This window comes from Streptomyces sp. CBMA156, from assembly GCF_014596515.1.
Lineage (GTDB): Bacteria > Actinomycetota > Actinomycetes > Streptomycetales > Streptomycetaceae > Kitasatospora.
In genome coordinates this window covers 1-1355 of the sequence record NZ_MSJQ01000245.1, presented here as the reverse complement: position 1 = coordinate 1355, position 1355 = coordinate 1, and the positions used below count along the sequence as shown (strand labels likewise).

1 protein-coding gene is annotated in these 1355 nt (G+C 77.9%); it reads right to left on the bottom strand.

What is annotated here, in order from left to right; genetic code table 11:
- A partial coding sequence (locus BU198_RS20155; RefSeq protein WP_223244671.1) for a condensation domain-containing protein occupies window positions 1-1355 on the bottom strand: 1355 nt, incomplete at both ends.

Below are 1355 nucleotides of genomic sequence, written 5' to 3'. Positions count from 1 at the left end.
GGCGCGGCGCACCACCTGGAGCGGGGCGGGGACGCCCTCCCAGACGACGCCGGTGCGCAGCGCGGGGGTGCGGTCGGCGACCCGCTGCCAGGCCAGCGCGAGGGCCTGCGGGTCGGCGACGCCCTCCAGCAGCAGGGCGGCCTGGTCGAGGTAGACGTCGTCGGGGCCGCCGACCAGGCGGTGGAAGAGCATGCCCTCCTGGAGCGGGGTGAGCGGCAGCAGGTCCTCGACGTCCCGGCCGTCGCCGACCAGCCGGTCCAGCGCGGCCTGGTCGAGGCCGGCCAGTGGGTAGTCGGAGGGGGTGCGGCCGCCGGCGCCGGGGGCGGCGCAGTGCTCGACGATGCCGGTCAGGGCGGCGGCGGTGGCCCCGGCCAGGGCCCGGACGGTCTCCTCCCGGTGCACCCGGTCGCTGTAGTGCCAGGTGAGTTCCAGGGCGCCGTCGGCGACCACGGCGGAGACGTCCAGCAGGTGGTCGAGCGGCTCGTCCGGGGCGAGGTCTCGGCCCGGGGCCTGCCCGGCGGGGGCGAAGTCGCCGGCCGCGGGGGCCGTCCACTGTCCGTGGTAGTTGAAGCAGACCTGCGGCAGCGGGACGTCCCGCAGGGCCGCGGCGCCCTCCGAGGGCGGGCCGAGCCTGGCGAGCGCCTCGTAGCCGAGGCCGCGGCGGGGCACGGCGCGCAGCCGTTCCTTGACCCGCTTGAGGGTGGCGGCCCAGTCCGCGTCCCCGGGCAGCTCCAGGGTGACGGGGTACTGGGTGGTGAACCAGCCGACGGTGCGGGAGAGGTCGAGGTCGTCGAAGAGCTCCTCGCGGCCGTGGCCCTCCAGGGCGACGGTGACCCGGCCGCTGCCGGTCCAGTCGGCCAGGGCCCGGCCCAGCGCGCTGAGCAGCACGTCGTTGACCTGGGTGCGGTAGACCTCGGGGACCTTGCGCAGCAGCGCCTCGGTGGTGGCCGGGTCGAGCCGGGTGCGCAGGGTGCGCACCGAGCCGGCCGTGGGGGTGCCGGGCAGGTCGACGGGCAGCGGCTCGGCGGGGGTGGCGGTCTCGGCGGTCCAGTACGGCAGGTCCTCGTCCAGGCCGCCGGCCCCGACCAGTTCGGCGAGCCGGTGCGCCCAGTCGGTGAACGCGGTGGGCTCGGGCTCCGGTCGCGGGGTGCCGCCCCCGGCGGCCTGCCGGTAGGCCTGGGGCAGGTCGGCGAGCAGCACCCGCCAGGAGACGCTGTCCACGGCGAGGTGGTGGGCGGTCAGGAAGAGCCGGGGCCGTTCCTCGCCGCCGGTCCTGAACAGGACGGCGCGCAGCAGGGTGCCGGCGGCCGGGTCCAGCTCGGCGCGGGCGGCCTCGGCGGCCCGCAGCGGCCAGT